Here is a 20,846-nt window from a genome sequence, read left to right as displayed (position 1 = left end):
CCGTGATCCGCGCACGGGGGAATCGACCGTCGCACACGCCGATGAAAGTGGAGACCGAGATGAAGTTCGCTGTCCCGGGAGTAATTGCTGCGGTAGTCGGCGCGGTGCTGGGGGCCGGAGTCGTGTTCGGAGTCACCGCGGCAGCGTCGGACAACACTCGTCCCGAGATCGACCGCTCCGGCAACGCCGATTCTTCGCTGCTGAACCAGGTTGAGTACGGCAGCCGCTGACGCTTCTGCTTCGATCTCTTCCGAACCACTCGGTCGTAGGTGGCTGCTCGGCGTCTCGACCCTTGCCCTCCTTCTGTCGTTCCTTCAGGTCCCCGGCTACACCGTCGCCGACACCAAGTACGACCTGACGCAGAACCCCCTCGGATTTCTCGCACGCGCGTCCCATCAATGGACGTCGCAGGCACCGCTCGGCCAGGTTCAGAACCAGGCATACGGATACTTCTTCCCCCACGGTGCTTTCTTCGCACTCGGTGACGTCCTGTCGATTCCGCCGTGGATCACGCAGCGCATCTGGTGGGCGCTGCTGCTGATCGCCGGTTTCTGGGGAATCATCCGGCTCGCCGAGGCGCTGGGTATCGGCAGCAGAAGCTCGCGCATCATCGCGGCGACCGCATTCGCGCTGTCCCCTCGTGTGATCACCACGCTCGCATCGATCTCGTCGGAATCCATGCCGATGATGCTCGCGCCGTGGGTACTCCTTCCGATCGTGCTGGCATTCCGGGCCTCCGGCCCAGTGGTGCGATTAAGTGCCCCCGAAGGCACTTATTCGCGCCACTGGCGTGGAACGCCCCTGGCAAACAGCGCTCCACCAGGGCTGCGCATGCTCGCGGCTCAGTCTGCGCTCGCTGTTGCACTGATGGGCGCGGTGAACGCCGTCGCCACCGCAGCCGCATGTCTCGTCGGGGTGGTCTGGATTCTGTGCCACCGCCCCAACCGCCGGTGGCTGATCTTCAGCGGCTGGTGGACAGGATTCCTCGTCCTCGCGACCCTGTGGTGGATCGTGCCGCTTCTGCTCCTCGGCAAGGTCAGCCCACCGTTCCTCGATTACATCGAATCCTCCGGCACGACAACGCAGTGGGCGTCGCTCGCCGAGATCCTGCGCGGCACCAGCAGTTGGACCCCGTTCGTCTCTCCCGAGCGGGTAGCGGGTGCGGTTCTGGTGACCCAACCCGCAGCAGTGGTCGCGACGGGTGTCATCGCCGCTGCGGGTGTCGTCGGACTTGCGATGCGGTCGATGCCCGGCCGCGGGCGCCTGACGGTCGTGCTGTTCGTCGGCATCGTCGGCCTCACTGCGGGATACGTCGGCGGGCTCGGCTCGCCCATCGCCGACACCGTGCGCCTGTTTCTGGATTCGGCAGGCGCTCCTCTGCGCAATGTGCACAAACTGGAGCCGCTCGTACGAATTCCGTTGGTACTCGGCCTTGCACACCTCCTCGGAAAGGTCCCGATGCCGGGGTCCGTGCCGGGCAGGACGTGGCGGGCGGCCATCACTCACCCCGAGCGGGACAAGATGGTCGCCGTCGCGGGCCTCGTACTCGTCGCGCTCACGTTCTCGACTTCCCTTGCGTGGACCGGAAAGCTGGCCCCCCGCGGTGCTTACGAGGCCATTCCCGAGTACTGGCACGAAACCGCCGACTGGCTCACCGAACACGCGTCGGGAACCTCGCCCGACGGCTCGGACGCCCAGCGCGCACTCGTCGTACCCGGGGCACCGTTCGCACTGCAGACCTGGGGTCTGACACGCGATGAGCCGCTACAGGCGCTCGCGACGACTCCGTGGGCTGTGCGCGACTCCATTCCGCTCACTCCGCCCGGCGCAATCCGCGCCCTCGACTCGGTTCAACGCCTCATCGCCGACGGAAGGTCCTCGGCCGGGTTGGCAGATACCCTTCTGGGACAAGGGATCCACTACGTTGTCGTACGGAACGATCTCGACCCCGAGACGTCTCGTTCGACTCGACCAGCCCAGGTCCACGCGGCCCTGGACGGTTCGCCCGGACTCGAGAAGGTAGCGCAGTTCGGCGACGACATCACCGCGGGATCGGTGGAGGGATTCACCGTCGACGGCGACCTGCGGCCGTCTTATCCGGCGGTGGAGATCTACGCGGTGGAGTCGCCGACGACGGTGTCGGGCCCTTACACCGTCGATCTCGACCGCGTCCCGTTTGTTCAGGGCGGCCCCGAGTCCGTACAGCGTCTGAACGAAGAACGACGCAGCGGCGCACCGAGTCCCGTCCCGCAGGGGCCGGTGATCCTCGCATCCGATGCCGCAGCCGCTGACCTCCCGGTCCGCGATGTCACGGTGACCGACACACCGATGAACCGCGAGACCGACTTCGGTCAGGTGGACAACCACAATTCGGCACTGCGATCCAAGGACGAACCGAGACGCTCCCTCAACGCGGTCGGAGACTATCCCGTGTACGGTGCCGACACCGTCGACGGCGAATGGGAGGGCGCGAGAATTACCGCGTCGAGCTCGGCGTCGGACTCCACCCAGATCGGCGGAACCAAACCGGGGAGCGGCGTGGCAGCGGTCGTCGACGGCGATCTGGCCACCAGCTGGGTCAGCAACGGTATCGAAAGCGCTGTGGGGCAGTGGCTTCAGCTCGACTTCGACGAGCCGATCTCCGGCGGCCTCCTGAATCTGCGAACCAGTCCCGGCACCATCGGCGACCCCGTCAAGTGGCTGGAGGTCACCACGCCCAACGGCAGTACGGCAACCCGCATCGACAAACCGGGCGAGAAGATGACGGTCTCGCTTCCCGGCGGCGAGACACCCTGGGTACGTATCACCGCCAAGTCCACGGTGGACGGCACACGGGGAAGCCAGTTCGGAATCAGCGAATTGACCGTCGACGACTACTCGAACCGCGATGACCCACAGCAGGTTTCGATCGTCCACCGCGCCGTGTTGCCGACGACACCAGAGGCCGCTCACGTGACGAGCTGGGAACTCGCTCAGGAGTTCCCCGGTCGATCCGGATGCCTGGACACCGAGGACAGAATTCGCTGCAGCAGTGGACTTTCCGTGCCCCCAGAGGAACTCGGTCGATTCTCCCGCACGCTGTCCGTTCCGGTGGGCACCGCGGTACTTCCAGAGCTGACGCTACGCACCCGCCAAAGCCCCGAACTGGAAGCCCTACTCTCCCAACCCGGTCGACCGGTCGCATCGGGCGCCTCCGATGTCGGAGATCTGCAGGGATCGGCGTTCGCGGCGACCGACGGTGACGACCGAACGGCGTGGACAGCCCCTGAGAAGAGCATCGAGACCCGAGCAGGCACACAACCGACGCTGACGATAACCCTGCCCGAACCGACTCTCGTCGACGGACTGACTCTCACCCCAAGCCTGGGCGCTCTGCCCGCCCATCCCACAGCCGTTGCCGTCGATCTCGGCGGCGGAGCGCAGGTCCGCGAGGTCGATCCGCACACACCGTCGACCATCGAGCTGTTTCCCCAGGTGACCGACAGGATCGTTCTGTCGATCGTCGACTGGGACGACGTGCTGGACAAGAACTCGCTCGGGTTCGTCCTTCCGCAGCCCCCAGGTGTGGCCGAGGTGACGGTCCTGTCCGGCGGGCGTGAAGTCGGCACTCCGCTCGACGAACAAAGACCCATCACCGTCGCGTGCGACGTCGGGCCGATCATGTCGATTGCCGGGCAGACAGTGCGCGCTTCGGTGACAGCTACTGCCGAGCAGCTCCGTTCGGGTGAACCGCTGAAGGCAACCGTCTGCGAGGGCCCGTTCCCGGTACCGAACGAAACCTTGAACCCAATTCCGCTTCCGGAAGGCCGTCAGGACATCGTCGTCGATCCCGGGGCAGCATTCGTCGTCGACGGTGTTCGGTTGCGCACCATGCCTGTTCCGGCCACCAGTCCCACCAGTTCGGCACCGCAGGCGGCGGAGACCACCGCATGGGACGCTGACCACCGCGAGATCACCGTCGGCGACAGCGACGAGGACCGACTGATCGTTGTGCCGGAGAGCAACAACTCCGGCTGGCGCGCAACATCCGGCGGACAAGACTTGAAACCCGTGACGGTGAACGGCTGGCAACAGGGTTGGATCGTTCCTGCGGGCATCTCGGGCACAGTGACGCTCGCCTATCCTTCGGACACCTGGTATCGAATGGGAATCTTCGGCGGACTCTTCCTTCTGATCCCGTTGGTGTTCTTCGCATTTCGGCGCAGTAGTTCCACTACCGACGGTGCGCCTACTCCGTGGCGCAGTCGCGTGCTCGGAATGGCCGCACTCGCAGTGGCGGTGACGGTCATCGCTGGACTCGGCGGAATCGTCACCACAGCGGTTGTCGCCGTGGGTGCAGTTCTGGCCAACCGACGCTTCGGGCCCGACGCCACCGCGAAATCCTTGGTCGTGGTGGCCGGCCTCGGGACGCTGCTGGCTACGGCCCTGTTGTCGAAGGGCCCCTGGCGTCATCCCGACGGCTACATCGGGCATTCGTCGCTGATCCAGCTCGCGGCCCTGGTAGCCCTTGTGGCCGTTGCCGTCAGTGCGCTACGTACCCGTGCGTGACAGTTGTTTTTCGGACGGTTCGCCTGGCGCGTAGCGCATCAACCGCCGTGCCGGCTCCTCGACGAGCGCGTAACTCGCCGCGGCGACCGGGATCGACAGGACGACGGTCACCATCAGGACAAGAACGAAGTGCCCCGAGAACGGAACAATTCCGAATACCGGGAAGACCATCGCCAGAATCACCAAGTGCCAGATGAAGATTCCGTAGGACCACCGCCCGAGCGCGAGCGTGACGGGATGGGACAGGAAGCGGTGCGCCACATGCTCGCCCGCGAGCACCAGCGGCGCGAGTAGCGCGAACGCGAGCACGGCCCCGAGCACGATCTTGACTTCGAACTGCCACGGCTCCGGCCTGACCAGACCTTGTGGACCGGCGAGAGGCGTGGCCGACGCCGCGAATGCCACCACAGCGATGACCGCTACGACCACTCTGCGCGCTGCGAGCCGGTGCAGCCACGTCTCCCGTCGCGTCGAGTACTCCGCCAACACCATTCCAGCTGCGAACCACGGGAAGTAACCGGGGAGCCAGTTGTCGTGATGAATGGCGTCAGGAGTCGCCACAGGAACGAACGCCCACGACAGGGTGACCACGGCCGCGACTACCAGCACAGGAATTCGGAACCGCGCGCCCTCGCCTCGCAATCCCGCCATCGCCAGGCCGAGCACCGGCAGCAACAGATAGAACGCCACTTCGACGGACAGGCTCCACATCTGAGTCATGCCCTCGGTCAGGGTCAACGGCACGAACACCTGCGTCAGTGACAAGTTCGCGGCCCACACCCGCCAACTGCCACCCGTGTTCGGCAGAAAAAGAAGTACGAGCGTCACGACCACCCAGTACGCGGGGAGAATGCGAACCGCACGCGACCACAGGTACCTCGCGATCGGCTGCGCCGAGCCCTGCCCCCTCGCCTGTGCTGCGTGCGGACGCCACAGCAGGAACCCGGACAGCGCGAAGAAGATCGCGACGGTCAGATCGAAGCGACCCCAAATCCGGCCCATGACGGGTGAACTCGCGGCGCCCGTCTGGAATGCGACGTGCGTGACGATGATCCCGAGCGCCGCGAACGCGCGCATCCCTTCGAGCGACGGGATGAACCCTCGAAGCGGTACGACGGAGCGTGGGAGCTGGTCGGTCGGAGTACTCATCTCCACCAGTCAAACACTCCACTGTGAAACTCGCGCCATCATCGGGCGTGCCCGCGACTGCGCAGCGTGATCACTGTTACTGTCACCTGCGACGTGGCGATACCAATCGGACACTCCAGGAATGGGCATATCTTCGCCCAGACCTGTCGGGGGTGGAAGCAGCGGCACGCCGGGAACACGACTAAGGAGATTCTCACATGGCGGAGCGCCCAGGGCCGAGCCGGACAGTTGCCCTCGCACTCGTTGGATTGGGCACATTTCTGCTGGTAGCGGCGATCCTCATTCCGACGTACACGGTACCTCGCCTCGAGAAGACGCCGTTGGATCTCGAAGTCACCACGGTGTCCACCGGAACGGGCAGCGTGCTCAACGCGGCATCGCTCGCGGCGGGTCGCGCTCAGGTGGACGAGAACGTCGATTTGGTGTCGCAGCGCTTCGTCACCGTCGAGGAACCGTCGAACGCCGACGAGATCACGGTGCAGGCCGGACAGACTCTTCGCCGGGGCGACAAGCAGGGCGACAGCGGACTCCTCACCGCGAGCGTCGACCGTGTGACGCTCGACCGCGTCACGTCGATGCCCGTAGAGAACCCAGTCGGCACCATTCAGGTCCAGGGTGACAAGCCGGCCGAGGAAGTTCCGCACACCGGTCTGCAGTACAAGTTCCCGTTCAACGCGGAGAAGAAGTCGTACCCATACTTCGACGTCAACGCACGCGCTTCGCAGGACATCAACTTCGTCGAAGAGACCGAGATCAACGGCACGACGGTGTACAAGTACGAGCAGACTGTCGGCCCCGTCGACCTTTCCGGCGTCGTGAACCTGCCGACCAACAAGGTCACGCTCCCGGCCTCCACCTGGGGCGTAGAAGGCGGCGAAGCTCCGGTCACGATGACCCGCTGGTACGAGAACACGCGCTCGGTGTGGGTCGAGCCGGAAACCGGCGTCGTCGTCAAGGGTGACGAGCAGATTCACCAGTACTACTCGCGCAGCGCAGGAACGTCCGAGGTCGACGTTCTGAAGGCACCGATCTCGTTCGACGAGAACACCGTCGAGTACCAGATCCAGCAGGCCAAGGACGGCCAGGACAAGATCTCACTGTTCGGACGCACTATCCCGATCATCGCAGGCATCCTCGGTGTCATCGCACTCATCGCCGGCGTCCTCCTCGGACTCCGCGGCGGCGGCTCCACACGTCAGCCTGCCCGCTCCGGTGGTCCTCGTTCCACCAATGACGGCGGCGGATCAGCACCCGCAGAACCCCGCAACAGGGACTGGACGACGGATCAGACCGAGGTCATCCCGAGGACCAACCTCTCCAAGGAGTAACTCGAAAGAAATCACCGATGGCGCGGTCCGAAAGGTCCGCGCCATCGGTGTATTCACAGCAAGGCGGGCAGGACGCTCCATTCTTGTGAAGCTTTCGACGGAAAACTGCGAACAGCAGCAAAGAATGGAGTATTAAGCTCGGGTTCCCTGGCGCCGATCCAGCAACGCCACCGCCGCGACGAGCACGGTGGTCGCGGTTGCGACCGACGCGGCAACGACGATGAATTGAGCGAGTGTCGACGCCACGACAACCAGCAGCAGAAGCTCGATCAGAAGGCCGAACCACGCTATCGCTGCAAGCATCGTGCGTTCCCCCGCGATCGCCCACAGCAGCACGCCCTGCAGCACGGCCAGAGCTGCACCCTGGAGGGCAAAGATCCACAGGTAACCCTGGACGGCGGCGTAGTCCTGGCCTGCCAGCACGGTTACCAGCCCCGAGGCGACCGCTGCGGCGACTACCAACGTCGCGCCGATACCCGCCACGACGGCCATTGCCGAACGCAGGGCGCCTGCAGACTGGGCGGGATCAGCCATCCGCGGATACAGCACGACGCCCACTGCCTGCGGTAGCCAGAATGCGGCCTTCGTCGCGACCGCACCGAGGGCGTAGATGCCGGCGTCGCTCTCGCTCAATCCGGCGCGCGCCAGAATTAGATCCACCGAGGACAGCAGTATGAGCACCAACTGCACCTGCGACGCCCTCAATACTGTCCCGACGCCTATGCGGACACCCCCGGTACCGCCAGCGGCACCCGGGTCCAGCAGCCGCGCGCCGACCGCGACGATTCCTGTACCGGCTGCGCTCGCTGCAAGCACGATCCCTGGACCTCCGCCGAGCAGAAGCACCACCACGGCGGGAACGACTTTGCCCAGACCCGCCGACGCCAGCACGATGCTCAACCTGCCGAACCGACCTGTCCCCTGAAGCAGGCCCTGCTCGGTCGCGAGCAGAACGAGCAGAGGGGCGACGACGAGCGCCGATGCCGTTGCCAGCACACTCGTGCTCATCGCATAGGCCACGACGGGCGCGGCGGCGAACGCAAGCACCGCGACCACGGCAGCGCAGCGGTAGCCCAGCACCCGCAGTTCGCGGCGGCCTCTCCCGCGCACCACCTCGCGTGCGACGACGGACTGCAGAGCGAGCGCCGGCACCGCCAGGACCAATTGCGCCGCCAGCAGCGATGCGAACTCGCCGTACCTCTCGACACCCAGCAACCTGCTTGCCGGAAGGTGCAGCAAGTACGACGCGATGTTGGCCGTCATGGATCCGATCGTCACCATCGTCATGCCCGCTACGGCGGAGGCGGAGACGGCGCGAGTCGGCATGCGCTCACGGTATAGGGTGCCGATCATGGCGTCGTCGAGGTCCGGGTGGGCGCCGCCGGTCTACAGTCTCGCGCTGTCGGTTCTGGTCCTCGGACCCCTTCTCGGTCCTGGTTATCTGCTGCTGCGCGACGCCGTCAGTACACCCCGCTCCTATTTCACGGAGTCCGCTCTCGGGATCGGTGACGCCGCGGCCCGGGCCGTGCCGCAGGATGCACTGCTGGCCGCAGTGTCGACTGTGGTCGACGGCGGAATAGTCGTCAAAGTGATTCTGCTGCTTGCACTGTCGATGGTCGGTTGGGGAGCAGCGCAACTCGCACACACCCTGCTGCCCACCGCGCGCACTCCGGCACTGTTGGTGGCGTCGACCGTCGCGATCTGGAATCCCTACGTGGCCGAGCGACTGCTGCAAGGACATTGGAGCTTGCTCGTCGGCTACGCAGCCTTGCCGTGGACGGTCGTCGCCGTGGTCACCCTGCGCAGAACCGGCCGGTGGGCCTGGCTCGCAGTCTGCTTCGCCGCGGCGGGCCTGACACCGACGGGCGCGATTTTGGCGGTGGTGTGCGGCTTCGCCGCCTGTGCGTGCGTAGTTCCCGCCCGCCGTAACTACGCACTCACGGGTGCGATCGCGCTGGCCGCCTCCGCCCCCTGGCTCGTCGCAACCGCGATGTCGGGAAGCGGTGCGACGGGCACCGATCCCACCGGCGTCGCAGCCTTCGCCGCGCGGGCCGAGCCGGGGCTGGGCACTCTCGGGAGCCTCGCGGGCCTGGGCGGCATCTGGAACTCGGACGCCGTCCCCGCCACCCGCACCTCGCTGTTCGCACTGCTGGGGACCGCTCTGCTTCTCGTCGTCATCGCCGGAGGCCTCGTTCCGCTGTGGCGACGCCGCCGGAATCGGGTGATCGTCGCGCTGGCTGTCCTCGCCGCCGTTGCCGTTGTCGGTCCAGCTCTCGGGGCGACCGGGCCTGGAATCGAGCTGGGCGAGTGGGCATCCGCCGAAGTTCCCGGCGCAGGACTGCTGCGCGACGCCCAGAAATGGGTCGCGCTGGCGATGCCGTTCTACGCTCTTGCCGCCGCAGCAGGTGTCATGTGGGCCGGTGCGAGGTTGCGCACTGCGTGGCTTCCCGCCCTGGCGGCCATGCTTGCCGTCGTTATTGCACTACCGGACCTCGGCTGGGGCGTCGGAGGTCAGTTGAAGCCCGTCGACTATCCCTCGGGATGGGCTGCGGTAGCCGAGACACTCGACGGCGAACAAGGCGACGTCGCTGTCCTTCCCGCGGGGATGTTCCGCATCTTCCCCTACAGCGGGGATGCGCCCGTCCTGGATCCGGCGCCGCGCTTGCTGCCACTGGATGTACTGCAGACGGGCGAGTTGCTGGTCGCCGGCGGCTCGGTTCGGGGAGAGGGGACGCGGGCAGAAACCGTCGAGCAGGTTCTTCTGACCGGTGGAAGCGCGACGCAGCTGGCAGCTCTGGGTGTCGGCTGGGTTCTTCTGGAACGGACGACGCCCGGCGAGATGGGCGACTCGGGTCGGACGCTGCAGCAGCTGGAGCAGATCTTCGAGGACGACGACCTTGCGCTCTACCGAGTGCCCGGCGATATCCCGGACGAACGTGCGAGCGCCCTACCGGTTCTGCTCGCCCACCTCGTGTGGGCGGTGCTACTGGTGGGCGGTCTGGGCTTGGCGATAGGAAGAAGACACAAGCCCTGACACGTGAGTTCCGGCGACCGACGAAGCAAGCACACTCTGAACACCGTGCGCCGTCTGCTCCCACGAGAACTCGCGGGCGCGTACGCGGGCCTTCTCACCGAGATCGGCACGCATGTCGTCGTCGAGAAGCAGTTCGGCGACGGCATCCGTCAACGCGGCGACGTCGCGATCCGACGCCTCCGAGCCGACAAGAACGCCGGTGACGCCGTCGATGATCGAATCCGTGAGCCCTTTGGAGCTGCGATATCCGACCGTCGGGACACCGTGCTGCGCAGCTTCGACGACGGCGAGACCCCAACCTTCCTTGCGCGACGGCATCACGTGCACCCAGGAACGACCGAGAAGTTCGTGTTTGCGCTCCTCGTCGACGTGACCGTGGAACGTAACCGCGCTCGCAATGCCGAGCTGTTCCACGCGCTCGCGAAGGTTTTCCTCCCACCAGCCGCCGCCGATGATGTCCAGGTGCAGACCTGGGACGAGAAACCTCAAGGCCGCGACCGCAGCAAGTGCGTCCTCGATCTGCTTGTGCGGCACCAACCGCGACAGGACCGACAACGACGGGTGTGGGGTCCTGATGTCGGCCGGGGCCGACGCCGGGATCGAATCGGCGCCGTTGCGCACCACTGCGACACGCTCGCGGTCGACGCCGAGTGCGACCAACTCGTCCGCCGACGGCAGCGACACCGTCAAATACTGGCTACGACGGTGCACTCGCGGCGAGACGGTGCTTTCGAGCCACCACCCGAGCTTGGCCATGAGCGGACCCGCGACGGGCCATTGCTCGCGGTGGCAGTGGTGAACGAGCAAGGTCACCGGCGCTCCTGCGACCAGCCGCGAGAAGAAGGGAATGCCGTTCTGAGTGTCGACCACGGCGTCGGGACGAAGTCCGCGCAGCGACCCGAATCCGAGACGACCTGCAACGATGGCCGCCAGAGCACGCGGATACACGCTCAGCCTTCCGCCGGCCCGGCTGATGTGAATGCCGCCCTTGATCTCGTCCGACGGCGCGCCGGGATACGACGCCGTTCGCAACGTCACCTTGACACCCTGTGCCGCGAGCCCGGCTCCGACCTGCTCGAGATAGCGCTCGCTACCACCGCCTTGAGGGTGGCCGGTGTCGCGCCAGCAGAGCAGTAGCACCTCGCGCACGCTCGGGTCCCCCATCATGGCCTTGAACTAAGAACTCCGAGACACCCTAGCGGGTCACCCGCCCCACGGCGGCCCGACATGTCCGCCTCGCCTAGTCTTCTTCCTCGTGCGCACCAGAAATCTTGCCGTCACCAGGCTGTTCGGACGGCGTGCCACGCTCAGCAGATCGGTGAGCCTCCTGCGCGACTTCGGTCACGAGCAGACCGCCCCCGACATCTTCTACGGGGCCCTGGCGCGCGACTCCGTCGAACTCATCGGCGACCTGTACCGCGGGCTGACCGGCGATGCTTTGGGCGGCCGCGTCGTGCTCGACGTCGGCGGTGGCCCCGGCTACTTCGCCGAGGTGTTCCACGCCAGCGGTGCCCGATACGTTCCCGTGGAACCGGACGCCTCGGAAATGCACGCCGCAGGACTGACGGTCCACGGCAGCGTACGAGGGTCCGGAATGGCATTGCCGTTCCGGGACGACAGCGTCGACATCTGCTTTTCCTCCAACGTCGCCGAGCACGTCCGGGAACCGTGGACCATGGCCGAGGAGATGCTGCGCGTGACCAAACCCGGCGGACTGATGGTGCTGTCCTACACGTTGTGGTGGGGTCCGTTCGGTGGTCACGAGACCCGCCCGTGGCACTACCTGGGAGGCGAATACGCAGCCAAACGCTACGCCCGGAAACACGGTCACGAACCCAAGAACAGATTCGGCGAATCACTCTTCGACGTCGGTGCCGGAGATGGATTCCGTTGGGCACGAAGCACTCCCAACGGAGATCTACTCGCCGCGTTCCCCCGCTACCACCCGCGGTGGGCCTGGTGGATCATCCGGGTCCCCATCTTGCGCGAACTCCTCGCCAGCAACCTCGTCCTGGTATTCCGGGCTCGCTAACGTAGGTCATTCCGCCGGGTACGTTGGAGCGATGACAGCGCTGGCACTGGATATCGGGGGAACCAAGATGACCGCGGCGATCGTCGGCGACGACGGCCGCCCCGGCGAACCTCTTACCGTTCCGACACCCGACACCGAAGTATGGAACGCGTGTGCGGAACTGCTCGACGCAGTGGCCGTCGGCACCGACATCGATGCAATCGGGATCGCGTGTGCCGGCCCGGTCGACACCATTGCAGGCTCGGTCGGGCCGATCAATATTCCGGAATGGAAAGACGGATTCGGACTTGCCGACGCCGTGCAGAAGATATTTACCGACGCGTCCATCAAGCTCGCGATGGACGGCGGATGCGCCGCGCTCGGTGAGCACAAGTTCGGTGCCGCAGTAGGCGTCGACGACGTCCTGAGCCTTGTCGTATCGACAGGAATCGGCGGCGGGCTCGTTCTGGGTGGCGAAATTGTCGCAGGACGCAGCGGCAATGCAGGCCACATCGGCCACATCGTCGTTCCCGGCTCCACGACGCCCTGTACGTGTGGCGGCCTCGGCTGTGTCGAGACCGTCTCGAGTGGCCCGTCCGCCGTTCGGTGGGCGCAGGAGCAGGGGTGGACGGGAAACACCGGCGCCGAACTGGCTCAGTCGGCGAACGAGGGCGATGTTGTTGCGATCACGACCCTCCAGCGCGCAGGAGTGGCCCTCGGCCAGGCAATTGCGTCGGCTGCCGCACTCGTCGACGTCAACCTCGTGGTGATCGGCGGCGGGTTCGCGCAGGCCGGGCCGCCACTGTGGGATCCGATCCAGGAGTCGGCGGCGCTCCATGCTCGTCTCAAGTTCCTCGATGGGCTGGAGATCGTGCCCGCCACGCTCGGTGCCGTCGGAACGCTGACGGGTGCTGCGGTGCTCGCGGCCGGCGCGGATTCGCCGCCCGTGCGTGCGTAGTTACCGCGGGACGTAACTACGCACTCACGAGCCGGTCGGGGGTCGTGAGTGAGTAATGACAGCCGAACGTAACTACGCACGCACGGGCGCGAAGCGCCAATCCTTCCCAATTTCTGTAACGTGTTCTAGTCTCGTTACATGACCGACTTCGCCACGCTGTTCATCGGCGGCCATTGGGTTACGCCGTCGACCGAGGAGACGCTGGAGGTCTTCTCACCCGCTACAGAAAAGCGCGTCGGGAGCACTCCCGTCGCCGCTCCGGCCGATATCGACGCTGCCGCCAGGGCGGCGCGCACGGCCTTCGACTCCGGGCCGTGGGCCCGCACCTCACCGACCGAACGAGCACAGGTTCTCGCTCGTGTCGCTCAGCTGATCGAGGAGCGCAGCGCCGAGATCACCGAGGTCATCTCGGATGAGATGGGCGCCCCGCACTCGATGGTCGGAATGCTGCAACAGACGCCGTCGATGGCGGTGTTGAACTACTACATCCAGCTTGCCGAGACGTTCCCCTGGCAAGAAACGAGGCACGGGGCGTTCGGACAGACGAAGGTCACGCGCGAGCCCGTCGGTGTCGTAGCAGCGGTCATCGCGTGGAACGTGCCCCTGTTCCTCGCGATCAACAAACTCGCGCCCGCACTGCTCGCCGGCTGCTCGGTGCTGCTCAAGCCCGCGCCGGAGACACCGTTGGGCGCGAACGTGCTCGCCGACATCTTCACCGAGGCCGGGTTACCGGAGGGCGTGCTGTCGGTACTGCCCGGCGGCGCCGACACCGGCGAGTACCTGGTCTCGCACCCGTTGGTGGACAAGGTGACCTTCACCGGCAGTACCGCAGTCGGCCGGTCCATCGGAACCATTGCGGCTCGACAACTCAAGCGATGCTCACTCGAACTGGGTGGCAAATCCGCGGCGATCCTGCTCGAGGACATGGATATTGCGTCGACGATGCCGATGCTGCTCATCTCGGGACTGATGAACAGTGGGCAGGCCTGCGTCGCGCAGACTCGCATTCTCGCGCCACGGTCCCGCTACGACGAGATTCTCGACGCCATGGTGGCAGGCGCCGGGTGGATGAAGGTCGGCGACCCGGAAGACCCAGCAACACAGCTTGGCCCGCTGATCTCGGCGAAACAACGCGACCGCGTCGAAGGTTACATCGCCAAGGGGATCGAGGAGGGCGCACGCGTCGTCCTCGGCGGCGGACGCCCCGAGGGCCTGGACACCGGGTGGTACGTAGAGCCGACTATCTTCGCCGACGTCGACAACTCCATGACCATCGCGCGTGAGGAGATCTTCGGGCCTGTCCTCGCGGTCATTCCGTACGACTCCGAGGACGAGGCCATCAAGATCGCCAACGATTCCGACTACGGCCTCGCGGGCTCGGTATGGACGACCGACATCGAACACGGACTCGACGTCGCCGCGCAGATTCGCACGGGAACGTACGCAATCAACTGGTACGCCTTCGACCCGAGCTCCCCGTTCGGTGGGTACAAGAACTCAGGTATCGGGCGCGAAAGCGGCCCCGAGGGCCTCGACGCCTACTGCGAGCTCAAGTCGGTCCTCATGCCGCCGGGGTACGTGAGCGCGTAGTTACTTCACCGCCAGCAGGTGAAACATCGTGTGCTGTCCGCCCGCCGCATTGAAGTTGTCGTCCGCGCTGAGCATCAGGGTCCGCGTGCCGTCGGGCAGGCTAGGCCCCCACGAGATCCCCTCGACGTTGTCCGGATTTTCTCCGGTGACCTCGAAATCGAAAAGGAGGGTCTTCGTTATCGGTGTCTCGCTGCCGTCGAGTGCAGCCTTTCCTGCGACATCGGTCGCACCGGTTGTCGACGCTCGATACACCTGCACGGTGTTGCCGCGGCCTGGAATCAGCCCGCGCTCGAGGACAAGGTAGTCGGTGTCGTCCAGCGCCAGGATTTCCGTAGCGCCGCGATCTGCCTTCAGCGTGTATCCCGTCGGATCGACCACATCGGGATAGGGTCCACCCGTCGGGTCGGTCTCGAAGACGTATTCGGCGTCGACGACACCGGATTCGGCGCCGAAGACCACGGCTCTGGAACGGCTGCCCTCGTCGACCGATGCGGTAGGCCCGTCCTGGACCAACGCGCTCTCGGTGAGCGCGGTGATGCGTGCACCGTCGACCGAATAGGTCAACCCCTCGAAGGCAAGATTGTTCCGAACTCCGTTGCTACCCTCCACATTCGGGATGTACGCCGCGGGGATCGGGTAGTCCCGCACGAACGATCCGTCCGCCTCGAATCGTGACACGAACGGAGCCAGGACCTTCGACGCGTCACCTTCACTGCTGACCAGGACGTCGGTGCTGCCCGGTACGTGGCGGATCGACTCCGGATCCACTCCTTTCGCAGGGAAAGGTGTTCCGTCCTTCGTGTATACGGTCATCCCCGTGACGGCGAGCGCACCCAGTTTTCCTGCGTCGTCGACGGGCAGTTCCAGTTCGTAGAACCGAGCGGGCCCCTTCTCGGAACGGTCGTCACTGGTGGCGAGGAAGCGACCGGATTCGGCGTCGTAGTCGAGTCCCGAGATGCCGCCGAAGGGGACGTCGAACGGCGCGGTTCCGTCCGGGATCGTGATGGAATCGAGGTAGCTCACAGTCAGCGGCGCTGACGCGGGCGGTTGCTCGACGTTGTTCTCCGCGCATCCGGCGATCAACAGTGCTGCAGCGGCAGAGCACACTACGGTTCGGCGCATTCATCGACCGTAAGGATCGAATGTGAACGGTCTCTGAATACGACAAAGCCCGTGCGTGGTCAGTCGGCACAGGGCACGACCGACCACGCACGGGCGGCGGAATCGCTTACGCGCCCAGACGCTGCTTCAGAGCGTCGAACTCGTCCTTGATGCCGGTGGGCAGCTTCTCGCCGACGAACTCGAACCACTCCTCGATGAGTGGGATCTCGGCCTTCCACTCGTCGACGTTGACCGCCAAAGCCTCGGCGACGTCTTCGACCGTGGTGTCGAGTCCGGAGATGTCGAGGGCATCTGCCGTCGGGACAACACCGATCGGTGTCTCGACGCCTGCGGCCTTGTGCTCGATCCGCTCCACGATCCACTTCAGGACGCGGGAGTTCTCGCCGAATCCTGGCCACAGGAAGCGCTTGTCGTCACCGCGACGGAACCAGTTGACGTAGAACACCTTCGGGAGCTTCGACTCGTCGGCGTTCTTACCGAGGTCGATCCAGTGCTGGAAGTAGTCGCCGACGTTGTATCCGAGGAACGGAAGCATTGCCATCGGGTCGCGGCGGATGGTGCCGACCGTACCTTCGGCTGCAGCGGTCTGCTCGGAACCGACGGTGGCGCCCATGAACACTCCGTGCTGCCAGTCGCGAGCTTCGGTGACCAGCGGAACGGTCGTTTTACGACGTCCACCGAACAGGATCGCCGAGATCGGCACGCCCTGCGGATCGTCCCACTCCTCTGCCATCGACGGGCACTGGGCCATCGGCACGCAGTAACGAGAGTTCGGGTGCGCAGCAAGCGAATCCGAATCGGGCGTCCAGTCGTTGCCCTTCCAGTCGATCAAGTGATCGGGAGTGCCTTCGAGACCCTCCCACCAGACGTCACCGTCGTCGGTGAGACCGACGTTGGTGAACACCGAGTTGCCCTGATCGATCGTCTTCATCGCGTTGGGATTCGAGTCCCAGTTGGTGCCGGGCGCAACTCCGAAGAAACCGAACTCGGGGTTGACCGCGTACAGACGCCCGTCTTCGCCGAATCGCATCCATGCGATGTCGTCGCCGATGGTTTCCGCGCGCCATCCGGGGATGGTCGGCTGGATCATCGCGAGGTTGGTCTTACCGCACGCCGACGGGAACGCCGCGGCGACGTAGTAGGCCTTGTCCTCGGGTGAGATGAGCTTGAGGATCAGCATGTGCTCGGCGAGCCAGCCCTCGTCGTGAGCCATCGCCGACGCGATACGAAGCGAGTAGCACTTCTTGCCGAGAAGGGCGTTGCCGCCGTACCCCGAGCCGTAGCTCCAGATCTCACGATCCTCGGGGTAGTGCGTGATGTATTTGGTGTCGTTGCACGGCCACGGCACGTCGTCCTGGCCCTCGGCCAACGGTGCGCCGAGCGAGTGCAGCGCCTTGACGAAGAACCCGTCGTCGCCGAGCTTCTCGAGTACAGCGGCACCCATCCGAGTCATGACGCGCATGGACACGACGACGTACTCGGAATCGGTGATCTCGACGCCGAGCTTGGGGTCGTCGGCGCCGAGGGGTCCCATGCAGAACGGCACGACATACATCGTGCGACCGCGCATCGAGCCGCGGTACAGGTCCGACATCAGAGAACGCATCTCCGAGGGGTCCATCCAGTTGTTGGTGGGGCCTGCGTCGATTTCACGCTTGGAACAGATGTAGGTGCGCGACTCGACACGAGCCACGTCCGACGGGTCCGAGTTGCCGAGGAACGAGTTGGGCTTCTTCTCGTCGTTGAGGCGAGTGAAAGTGCCCGCGTTCACCAACTGTGTGGTGAGTCGTTCCCACTCCTCGTCGGAGCCGTCAGCAAAGACCACACGATCCGGCTCGGTGAGTTCTGCCACCTGCTGTACCCAGGCAAGGAGTTCCTTGTGCTGAGTGGGAGGTGCGGCGTCAGTGCCGTTCAAACCGGGAATGGTCGCTGAGGTCATCTAACTCTCCTGGGGTGAGCCGGAATCAGATTCTGACATTCGACCGTCGGCGGGCAATGCGACGGTCGAAGCAGATCCGATCTTCCCCTATCGGTGGGGAGCTGCCCGATCGCTCGATCTGCGTATACCGCATCTTATACGGTCACGTCAATCGAGGACACGGGCGCCGGGTGTCCTGGACCCAGGTTAACGCCGGAAGTTCCCAATCCGGAATCCCGGTGTTGTCCGATTGGTCACAAGACCGATTCAGCTACTGGAAAGTAGAAGTACAGATGCCCCGAGCAGCCGCTTTTATTTGTCAGGACATCAGCCAAAAGTATCGCCCGCTGACGTTTGCTCCCAACGAGACAAGCCGTTCGCAACCCGAATGATCTCCCAAGTTTCGTAATGGCCGCCACGTCCGATAGCAGTGAACGTATCGATCACACCGTCCTCGTCACGGTCTCTCGACACGGTCATGCCCTCGTCTGTGTGACTGACCCGGGTCTCTTCGTAGCCGTCGTGGTCGACGTCGAACATCTCGGCCGAGCCAGGGCTTCCGTCGAGCGCGTCCACGTCGTCCTCGTGATCGGTTCCCAGCCACGCGTCACCGAACTCCATCACCTCACATCTCCCTTCAGCCACCTACATCTACAGACGCGCCGGGCGGCCGGGCGGTTCCGCCGCACTCGGACTTTTCGCGACAAGTGTTCTCACTCCGATCGGACCACCGAATTTCTCCACACCCCGATCGAGTGATGCAAGATCTCGGTCACATGCGGCCAGCACGACGGCCCGGCGTTCGGCGGCAGCGCGCAACTGTTCCTCCACTCGTGCCAGTTCGACCTCGGTCGCGGACGCTGCCGAACGCGAGGTTTCGTGGAGGGCTGAGGACAGGGCTGTTTCTGCGCTCACGATGCGAGCGAGAGTCGTCTGTTCGAGCGACGATCTGGCCGAGGCCACGGCGTCGGAGACCCACGACCGCAGGTGAGCTCGTTCGGCGACAAGCTGTCGGGATCGAACGAGCCACCACGCACACAGCGCCCCGAGCAGCAGAGATACCGGCAGCGTGGCGATGTCGAGCGCAGGAACCATCGTCAGCGGCGACACGATGATCCGGCCGAGACCCACGCCCGCCGAAGCGCCGACCACGATCATCGTCTTGTCCTCGATACCGCGGCGTCGAACTCCCGGCGGTGATTGTTCGACGGTCGGCGTCGGCGGCGCAGAAACTGGAGCGGGCAATTCGAGAGCCGCGCAGACGCCCCGGATGCGTTCTTCGACGCGGAGATCGGCGTCGGAGACGGCCTGCGCGAGCCGGACACCGAGGTTTTCGTGGAGGTGCCGTAACTCCACTCGGCCGGCTGCATCGATGGATTCACGCGCCCACGACGCGAATCGCCGCATCGTGTCGCCGACATCGTGCACGGTCTCCGAACGAGCCAGCTGCATCGAGCTACGCAACAGTGCAGCACGTTCGGTCCGCGTCCGGTCCCTCACCTCCGACAGTCGCGCGCGCTCGGCACGCAGTCCCGCCGTGGTCGAACTGCTCGTCACGGCTCGGGCCTTGTCCACGATCTGGCGCCTGGCTCCCGCGGCCGCCTGCCGAACTGCTGCGTTGTATTTGTGCTCACGTAGGACATCTCGATGTCGAGCCATGGCGCTGGCAGCGAATCCGTGCACGTCGAGAATTCCGGATTCCTCGTAGAGCGTCACACGCATCCTCGGGTCGATCGCGGCCCTGGCTCGTTCGGCGAGTTTGGCCGAGGCGGGCCAGAACGTGACGTCGACTGCACGGGGAACATGTTCGGCGACGGACTTCGACACCGATTGCTGAACGTCCCGCCAATTGCGGTGGACATCGATCTTGTTGACGACCACTCCGGTAGCTGTCGACTCGAGGACGGGAGCAAGCGCAGCAAGTGCGCCCCGGCCCAGAGGGGCCGACGCGTCGAGCACGAACAGGACGACTGCGGCCGATTCCGCATCGGGTGCTCGCTGCAGCGACGAATCCGGAATGCTGTCCAACTCCGTCTCGACCGCCGACACCCCTGCCCCACTCGTTCCTGTGACGAACACTCCCACCGGGTCCGCCTCTCGGGCCACCGCGATGAGGTCGACTCCTGCCGGGAACCACCGTTTGACGACGCTGTCCAGGTCGCTCGGGACGTCGATCATCGCGTTCGCATCCTTAGGTATCCGCGGGCGACCGCGAGCGCCGCCCTCGCCTGCGCAGGCTCGCGCGAACTCCGCCAGCGCGTCTGCCAATGCTGCGCGGTGTCGAGTGTCGGGTTCGGCTCTTCCTTCTCTCCGAGCGCGCGCAGAGCAGATCGCATGATCGCGACGACGACCTCGTCGGAGCCGAGATAGCGTTCGAGTTCGACCGCCTCCGGATGTTCGCCGGCGAGCTCGGTCAAACGGTGCAGCAGCCGGCCTTGCCGATCGATCCGAACGTTTCGCGCCGCTCGCCGCACCGCCCGTGCAACGGCGTCGGCGCCACTTCTGTCGGTCAACAGCAACCGCAGTGTCGCGTCGTCGGCGGAGGGATTGGCGGCCAGCGCCTCTACGACAGTCCGGACGCCACCCATCTCGATCTGTTCGACGAGAGCCAATCGAGCGCTTCGAGCGGTCGGGAGTTTGGCTCGAAGGAGACGTTCGGGAGACAGCAGCATGTCGCCGGTGATGGCGGCGACGGACGGCCGAAGCGCGTCGAACGAGGCCGGGAGGCCACGCAGGACGCTGGCAGCAACCGTCCCCATCAGCGGGTGAACGGTGACCCCCATGGATGCCGAGAGCCTGTCGACGACGACGGGAAGATGATCGATGGTGTCCGCCTTGGCGAGCACGGCGACCACTTCTCGAGCGGACGCCACCACATCGAGATCGGCCGGTTGCGCCCCGCTCGTCACTACGTGGATCACGACGTCGCCGTCCAGAACCGGATCCGGCGATCGGGGCACGTCGATGGAGGCCGCTTCGGTTACGTCGACACCGTCCAGACGGAGATCGGGGTGTGCGGCCAGGACGGATCGGACCGTCGACTTCCCGACCCCGGTTCGCCCGGACACCTGAACTCGAACCGACCCGAAACACCGGTCCGCCAATGCGCCGATCGCGCGTCCGAGATCGGTTTCGGCGACCGCCAAGGCTCGCACGTTGTTCGCCGAGACACCGTCCACGTGAATTTC

At 65.3% G+C, this 20,846-nt stretch carries 15 protein-coding genes; 7 read left to right on the top strand and 8 right to left on the bottom strand.

Translation table 11 applies throughout. The features are described 5' to 3' along the window. Positions 1 to 59: 59 nt before the first annotated feature. Together D8W71_RS05935 and D8W71_RS05930 are read left to right on the top strand one after the other, a co-directional pair. A complete protein-coding gene (locus tag D8W71_RS05935; RefSeq protein WP_121118662.1) occupies positions 60 to 230 on the top strand; it encodes a DUF2613 domain-containing protein in 171 nt (56 codons plus the stop codon). Further along, positions 211 to 4,548, top strand: coding sequence for an alpha-(1->3)-arabinofuranosyltransferase (locus D8W71_RS05930; protein WP_121111822.1), 4,338 nt, complete (start codon positions 211 to 213; stop codon positions 4,546 to 4,548). Before D8W71_RS05935 ends, D8W71_RS05930 begins: the two co-directional genes overlap by 20 nt. On the opposite strand, the gene D8W71_RS05925 is transcribed toward D8W71_RS05930, so the two are convergent. Continuing rightward, on the bottom strand, positions 4,531 to 5,697 hold the full coding sequence (locus D8W71_RS05925) for an acyltransferase family protein (protein WP_201265274.1): 1,167 nt from the start codon (positions 5,695 to 5,697) through the stop codon (positions 4,531 to 4,533). The genes D8W71_RS05930 and D8W71_RS05925 overlap by 18 nt on opposite strands. A gap of 197 nt (positions 5,698 to 5,894) precedes the next feature. On the opposite strand from D8W71_RS05925, the gene D8W71_RS05920 reads away from it, so the two are divergent. Beyond that, a complete protein-coding gene (locus D8W71_RS05920; RefSeq protein ID WP_121111820.1) occupies positions 5,895 to 7,025 on the top strand; it encodes a DUF3068 domain-containing protein in 1,131 nt (376 codons plus the stop codon). Between the two features lie 132 nt (positions 7,026 to 7,157). Here D8W71_RS05920 and D8W71_RS05915 read toward each other — a convergent pair whose 3' ends face one another. Further along, positions 7,158 to 8,351, bottom strand: a complete 1,194-nt coding sequence (locus tag D8W71_RS05915) for a polysaccharide biosynthesis protein (protein WP_201265273.1) — start codon at positions 8,349 to 8,351, stop codon at positions 7,158 to 7,160. Positions 8,352 to 8,376: 25 nt separating this feature from the next. Between D8W71_RS05915 and D8W71_RS05910 the strand changes: the two genes are divergently transcribed. Beyond that, positions 8,377 to 10,059, top strand: a complete 1,683-nt coding sequence (locus tag D8W71_RS05910; protein ID WP_442972022.1) for a hypothetical protein — start codon at positions 8,377 to 8,379, stop codon at positions 10,057 to 10,059. Here D8W71_RS05910 and D8W71_RS05905 read toward each other — a convergent pair. After that, positions 10,009 to 11,208 (bottom strand): glycosyltransferase family 4 protein, encoded by a 1,200-nt coding sequence (locus tag D8W71_RS05905; protein ID WP_121118658.1) that lies wholly within the window; start codon positions 11,206 to 11,208, stop codon positions 10,009 to 10,011. The two genes, D8W71_RS05910 and D8W71_RS05905, sit on opposite strands and share 51 nt — an antisense overlap. Before the next feature lie 106 nt (positions 11,209 to 11,314). On the opposite strand from D8W71_RS05905, the gene D8W71_RS05900 reads away from it, so the two are divergent. The 3 genes from D8W71_RS05900 to D8W71_RS05890 all read left to right on the top strand — a co-directional run bounded on the left by D8W71_RS05900 (position 11,315) and on the right by D8W71_RS05890 (position 14,618). Continuing rightward, a complete protein-coding gene (locus D8W71_RS05900; protein WP_121111816.1) occupies positions 11,315 to 12,091 on the top strand; it encodes a class I SAM-dependent methyltransferase in 777 nt (258 codons plus the stop codon). Between the two features lie 31 nt (positions 12,092 to 12,122). Next, the gene (locus D8W71_RS05895; protein WP_121111814.1) at positions 12,123 to 13,028 is read left to right on the top strand and encodes an ROK family protein; all 906 of its coding nucleotides are present in this window, start codon (positions 12,123 to 12,125) and stop codon (positions 13,026 to 13,028) included. A gap of 138 nt (positions 13,029 to 13,166) precedes the next feature. Further along, positions 13,167 to 14,618: an aldehyde dehydrogenase gene (locus tag D8W71_RS05890; protein ID WP_121111812.1), complete on the top strand. Its 1,452-nt coding sequence runs from the start codon at positions 13,167 to 13,169 to the stop codon at positions 14,616 to 14,618. On the opposite strand, the gene D8W71_RS05885 is transcribed toward D8W71_RS05890, so the two are convergent. From D8W71_RS05885 to D8W71_RS05865, 5 genes are all read right to left on the bottom strand, one after another. Continuing rightward, the gene (locus tag D8W71_RS05885; protein ID WP_121111810.1) at positions 14,619 to 15,740 is read right to left on the bottom strand and encodes an esterase-like activity of phytase family protein; all 1,122 of its coding nucleotides are present in this window, start codon (positions 15,738 to 15,740) and stop codon (positions 14,619 to 14,621) included. A gap of 106 nt (positions 15,741 to 15,846) precedes the next feature. Continuing rightward, positions 15,847 to 17,679 carry a phosphoenolpyruvate carboxykinase (GTP) gene (locus D8W71_RS05880; RefSeq protein ID WP_121111808.1) on the bottom strand — a complete coding sequence of 611 codons (1,833 nt, stop codon included), beginning with the start codon at positions 17,677 to 17,679 and terminating at the stop codon, positions 15,847 to 15,849. Positions 17,680 to 17,985: 306 nt separating this feature from the next. Next, the gene (locus D8W71_RS05875) at positions 17,986 to 18,279 is read right to left on the bottom strand and encodes a DUF6802 family protein (RefSeq protein ID WP_121111806.1); all 294 of its coding nucleotides are present in this window, start codon (positions 18,277 to 18,279) and stop codon (positions 17,986 to 17,988) included. Between the two features lie 30 nt (positions 18,280 to 18,309). Next, positions 18,310 to 19,836, bottom strand: coding sequence for a hypothetical protein (locus D8W71_RS05870; protein WP_121111804.1), 1,527 nt, complete (start codon positions 19,834 to 19,836; stop codon positions 18,310 to 18,312). Further along, the gene (locus tag D8W71_RS05865) at positions 19,833 to 20,837 is read right to left on the bottom strand and encodes a hypothetical protein (RefSeq protein ID WP_121111801.1); all 1,005 of its coding nucleotides are present in this window, start codon (positions 20,835 to 20,837) and stop codon (positions 19,833 to 19,835) included. The genes D8W71_RS05870 and D8W71_RS05865 overlap by 4 nt, the downstream gene beginning before the upstream one ends. Positions 20,838 to 20,846: the final 9 nt, after the last annotated feature.

The organism is Rhodococcus sp. P1Y (assembly GCF_003641205.1).
GTDB lineage: Bacteria > Actinomycetota > Actinomycetes > Mycobacteriales > Mycobacteriaceae > Rhodococcoides.
This window is presented reverse-complemented; position numbering and strand designations above follow the sequence as displayed.